Genomic DNA, 5,060 nt, shown 5'->3' with positions numbered 1-5,060 from the left:
TCGTGCTGCCGCTCGCCGGGCACCTGTTGCCGTACCTGGGTGCGATCGTCACGGGCGTCGTGGTCGCGGCGGAGGCGGTGCTGCTGGCCAAGCGGCTCCGCCGGACCGAGCGGACCGGCGCCGCCGAAACCGCCGTCGCAGCCTGAATTCGCTGCGCGGGAAGCAGCTCGAGGGTTTTCGCACCGACGGACTGAGAGGCATTTCCATGAATCGTCGCGCCACGATCGCCGCCGCGGTCGGCCTGCACGCCCGGCCCGCCGCCCTGCTGGCTTCGGCCGCTGCCGGGCAGCCCGCCGCGGTGACCATCGCGAAGGTCACCGATGATCGTCCCGGCGACCCGGTCGACGCGAGCAGCGTGCTCGGCTTGATGACGCTCGGCGCCCGGCAGGGCGAGCAGGTGGAGCTGAGCTCGGAAAGCGCCGAAGCGCTCGACGAGCTGGTCGCGCTGCTCGAACGGGACCTCGACGAGGAACCCGCGGCCACCTAGGGCGCCCCAGGAATCCGAGTTCCTGCGTCAAGCAGCTGATGCTCCTCAGCGAACGCAGGTTCCGAGAACGCGCGGTGATGTCGGCCGAGTCCCAACCGCAGCACAACGCTCTGATCGGAAGGCTTGATCAAGGAGGATCGAGTGCGCGACCAACCCGCATGGCAGCAGCGATCGGACGTTTTCAGGGCCGCAACCACACCCGGTGGCCGGGCGCTGAACCGCCGCGGTTTCCTCGTCGGCACCGGAGCCCTGCTCGGCCTGGGCCTCGCCCCGGCACCGGCTCGCGCCGCGGCGACGCCGCATTGGCGACCGGCGGTGCACTTCACCCCGGCGCGCAACTGGATGAACGACCCGAACGGCCTGGTGCACCACGACGGCGAGTACCACCTCTTCTTCCAGCACAACCCGGAAAGCACGGCGCACGCGAACCTGAGCTGGGGGCACGCGGTCAGCACCGACCTGGTCCGCTGGCAGGAGCTGGACGTCGCGCTGCGGCCGGACGAGCTCGGCGAGGTCTACTCGGGCAGCGCCGTGGTCGACCACCACGACACCAGCGGGTTCTTCGACGGCGGCGCGGGACTGGTCGCCATCTACACCAGCGCGGGCGAAACCCAGCAGCAGAGCATCGCGCACAGCGCCGACCGCGGGCGCACCTGGACCAAGTACGAGGGCAACCCGGTCATCCCGAACCCGGGCGTCGAAGACTTCCGCGACCCGAAGGTCTTCTGGCACGAGCGGTCCGCGCAGTGGATCCTGCTGCTCGCGGCCGGGGACCGCATCGTGTTCTACGGCTCGCCGAACCTCCGGGAATGGCACCGGCTCAGCGAGTTCGGCGCCGCAGAAGGCGCGCACGGCGGCGTGTGGGAGTGCCCGGACCTGTTCGAGCTGCCGGTGGACGGTGACCCGGCGGACACGCGGTGGGTGCTGATCGTCAGCATCAACCCCGGCGGTCCCGCCGGCGGTTCGGCGACGCAGTACTTCCTCGGCGACTTCGACGGGACCACCTTTTCCGCGCAGGGCCCGGCCGACGGGGTCCGCTGGGCGGAGCGGGGAGCCGACTTCTACGCTCCGCAGTCCTTTTCGGACGTTCCAGCCGCGGATGGCAGGCGGCTGTGGATCGGCTGGCTGAGCAACTGGGACTACGCCGAGCAGGTGCCCACGGATCCCTGGCGCGGAGCGATGACCGTGCCGCGGCAGGTCGGCCTCACCGCGACCGCTTCCGGGGTGCTGCTGACCCAGCAGCCGGTCGCCGAGCTGGAGTCCCGGCGTGCGGGGGTGCGGCGATGGCGAGGCGTCGTCGGCGAATCGGCGCCGGAGTTCACCGGAACCGCGCTCGACGTCGTCGCCGAGTTCCGGCTCGGGACGGCGAGCGCGTTCGGGTTCGACGTGTTCTCCGGCGGTGGACGGCGCACCCGAGTGGGCTACGACGCGGATGCGGGCGAGCTCTTCGTCGATCGCACGCAGTCCGGATCGGCACCGGTCGGCCCCACGTTCCCGGCACGGCACGGCACGCCGCTGGACCCGGCGGGCGAGGTGCTGCGGATCCGGTTGCTCGCGGACCGCTGCTGCGTGGAGGTGTTCGGGGACCGGGGGCAGGCGGTGCTCACCGACCTGGTGCTGCCGGATGCGGGTGCGGACCGCCTGTGCTTGTTCTCCGCTGGAGGCCAGGTCGAGGTCATCTCGCTGGAAGTGCACGAACTCGCTTGACGAGATGGTTTCGCCGCCCGGCGCCCGCCGAACCGGGAACTGCGCCGCGAACCCGGTATTGACTGAACCCGTGACAGAGTGTTGGCTCTCCGGCTGTTCGTGCCGGCCCAGGACAAAGGTGTCTCCATGCGACTGACGCGCTTCGGGGGAGTGTTCGGCGGCACCGTGCTGGCGATCGCGACCACGGTGGCCCCCACTCCGATGCAAGCCGTTCCGGCCCAGCCGCCCGCCGATTGCGCCGCCGGGCCGGGATGGGAGCTGTCCACCGGCGAGTTCGACAACACCTACACCCGGCACGCCTTCGTCGGCAACGGCTACCTCGGGCAGCGGGTGCCGCCCGCCGGGATGGGCTACATGGCCACCGGCGAGGAGACCGGGTATCCGCTGAAGACGCCGCGGCTCGACGGTGCTTTCGTCGCCGGGCTCTACGGGCTCGCGCCGACGGACCAGACGCCGAAGGACCGGCACTCGATCGCGGCGATCCCAACCTGGTCGACGCTCGGCGTCGGCGTCGGCGACCAGGAATACGGTGCGTACACGCCGCCGGAGCAGATCTCGCACTACCGGCAGACCCTCAACGTCCGATGTGGACTGCTGCGCACCGAGCTGACCTGGACAGCCCCGGACGGCCGGGCCACCGACCTGGTCTACGAGGTGGTGGCCGACCGCGCGCACGAGCGCGTGGGCGCGGTGCGGGTCCGGATGACCCCGCACTGGGACGGCCAGGCGCGGGTCACCGACGCGATCGACGGCGCAGGCGCGCGCCGGATGCAGCCGACCGGCGGTGACGCGAACGGCGACACGGTTCGGGTCGGGTTCTCCACCGACGGTGTCGGCGCCAAGGGGACCGTGGCATCGACGCTGCGGCCGGGCTCGGGCGTGGACGTCACCGAGCACCGGCGCAGCGTCGACGGGCTGACCGCCGAGCACACCGTGGATTTCCCCGTCGAACAGGGCGAAACCTACGAGCTCGGCAAGTTCGTCGGAGTCGACACCTCGCCGCAGCACGCCACTTCGGCCGTGTCGGCCTCGCACGACGCCGCCCGCCGCGGCTGGCAGGACCTGTTCAGCGAGCACGTCCAGCGGTGGCTGCGGCTGTGGGACAGCGACATCCGCGTCCCGGGGCGCCCGGACCTGCAGAACTCGTTGCGCTCGACGCAGTACGCGCTGCTGTCGAGCGTGCGCGAAGGGCAGGACACCAGCATCCCGCCCGCCGGGCTCAGCAGCGACAACTACGCGGGCCTGATCTTCTGGGACACCGAGCTGTGGATGTACCCGAGCCTGCTGCTGCAACACCCGGAACTGGCCAAATCGGTGGTCGAGTACCGCGAGAAGACGCTGCCCGCCGCGCGCGCCAACGCGGCCGCTCTCGGCCAGCGCGGCGCCTTCTACCCGTGGACCAGCGCGGACACCGGTGATCTGGAGAAGGACTGCCACAGCTGGGATCCGCCGCACTGCCGGACGCAGAACCACCTGCAAAGCGACGTGGCGCTGGCGGCGTGGCAGTACTACCTGGCCACCGGTGACCGGCAGTGGCTGCGCGAGCACGGGTGGCCGGTGCTGCAGAGCATCGCGGAGTACTGGACCGGCCGGGTCACCCCGAACCCGGACGGCAGCTACTCGATCAACAACGTCGCCGGGCCCGACGAATACAGCAACGGCGTCAACGACGGGGTTTTCACCAACGCCGGAGCGGCCACCGCGCTGCGCCAGGCGGCGGAAGCCGCTCGCGTGCTGGGCGGGCAGGCACCCCCGCAGTGGACCGAGATCGCCGACAAGCTGCGCATCCCGTTCGACCCGCAGCAGCAGGTGTTCCAGCAGTACGACGGCTACCAGGGGGGCAAGATCAAGCAGGCCGACACGGTGCTGCTGCAGTACCCGCTGGAGTGGCCGATGTCGCCGGAGGCGGCGGCGAACACGCTGGACTACTACGCGCCGCGCACCGATCCGGACGGCCCGGCGATGACCGACGCGGTGCACGCGATCGACGCCGCCGCGGCAGGCGAACCCGGCTGCGCCACCAACACCTACCTGAACCGCTCGATCCGGCCGTTCGTGCGGGAACCGTTCGCGCAGTTCTCCGAGGCGCGCGGGGATCAGGCGGGGGAGGGCGCCGGTGCGCCCGCGCTGAACTTCCTGACCGGAGGCGGCGGGTATTCGCAGGTGTTCACCTTCGGGCTGACCGGCCTGCGCTGGCGCGCGGACGGCGTCGCGCTCGACCCGATGCTGCCGCCGCAGCTGCCGCGAGGCGTCGAGCTGACCGAATTGCATTGGCAGGGCAGGACTTTCGACGTCCGCGTCGGCCCGGAGACGAGCACCGTCGAACTCCGCGGGGGAGAGCCGTTCACGGTGCACGCGCCCGACGGTGCGCACGTCGTGAGCGAGGCGACGCCGCTGAGCCTCAAGACCCGCCGCCCGGACCGTGCTCCGACCGACGACCTCGCCCGCTGCAAGACCGCGACCGCCACGTCCGAGGACGCGGGCAAGTACGCCGAAGCCGCGGTCGACGGCAGCCCCGCCACGACGTGGGAACTGAACGCCACCGGCCCGGGATCGATGACCGTCGATCTCGGCGCACCGCAGCGGATCTCCCGCATCACGCCACAGTGGACGGACACGAAACCGGTGTCGTCGCGCCTGCTGACCTCTGTGGACGGTGTGCACTTCCGCGAAGCCGCGCCGGAAATGCCGGAAGGCCGCACGACGCGGTTCGTCCGCGTCGAGCTCACCAACCCGGAAGGCGAGGGCAACGCGGGCCTGCGGGAGGTGACTGTCCAGCCGTGACCCGGAGATTCCGTCCACGAAGGACCTTCACTCCTGCGGCGGTCCCGTGGTGTCCCGCACGACCAGGCGCGTCGGCACCACC

At 71.2% G+C, this 5,060-nt stretch carries 3 protein-coding genes; all 3 read left to right on the top strand.

Annotated elements, in window-relative coordinates; all coding sequences use genetic code 11:
- Nucleotides 1-205 precede the first annotated feature (205 nt).
- Nucleotides 206-487, top strand: coding sequence for an HPr family phosphocarrier protein (locus IJH84_RS20285; protein WP_200070416.1), 282 nt, complete (start codon nucleotides 206-208; stop codon nucleotides 485-487).
- Nucleotides 488-628: 141 nt separating this feature from the next.
- On the top strand, nucleotides 629-2,194 hold the full coding sequence (locus tag IJH84_RS20280; protein ID WP_295147611.1) for a glycoside hydrolase family 32 protein: 1,566 nt from the start codon (nucleotides 629-631) through the stop codon (nucleotides 2,192-2,194).
- Between the two features lie 126 nt (nucleotides 2,195-2,320).
- Nucleotides 2,321-4,978: a glycosyl hydrolase family 65 protein gene (locus IJH84_RS20275; protein ID WP_295147606.1), complete on the top strand. Its 2,658-nt coding sequence runs from the start codon at nucleotides 2,321-2,323 to the stop codon at nucleotides 4,976-4,978.
- Nucleotides 4,979-5,060: the final 82 nt, after the last annotated feature.

The sequence above is a fragment of the Saccharopolyspora sp. genome (genome assembly GCF_017434145.1).
Classification (GTDB): domain Bacteria; phylum Actinomycetota; class Actinomycetes; order Mycobacteriales; family Pseudonocardiaceae; genus Saccharopolyspora_C; species Saccharopolyspora_C galaxeae.
Note: the sequence above shows the minus strand (reverse complement) of the source record. Positions and strands in the feature narration are given on the sequence as shown.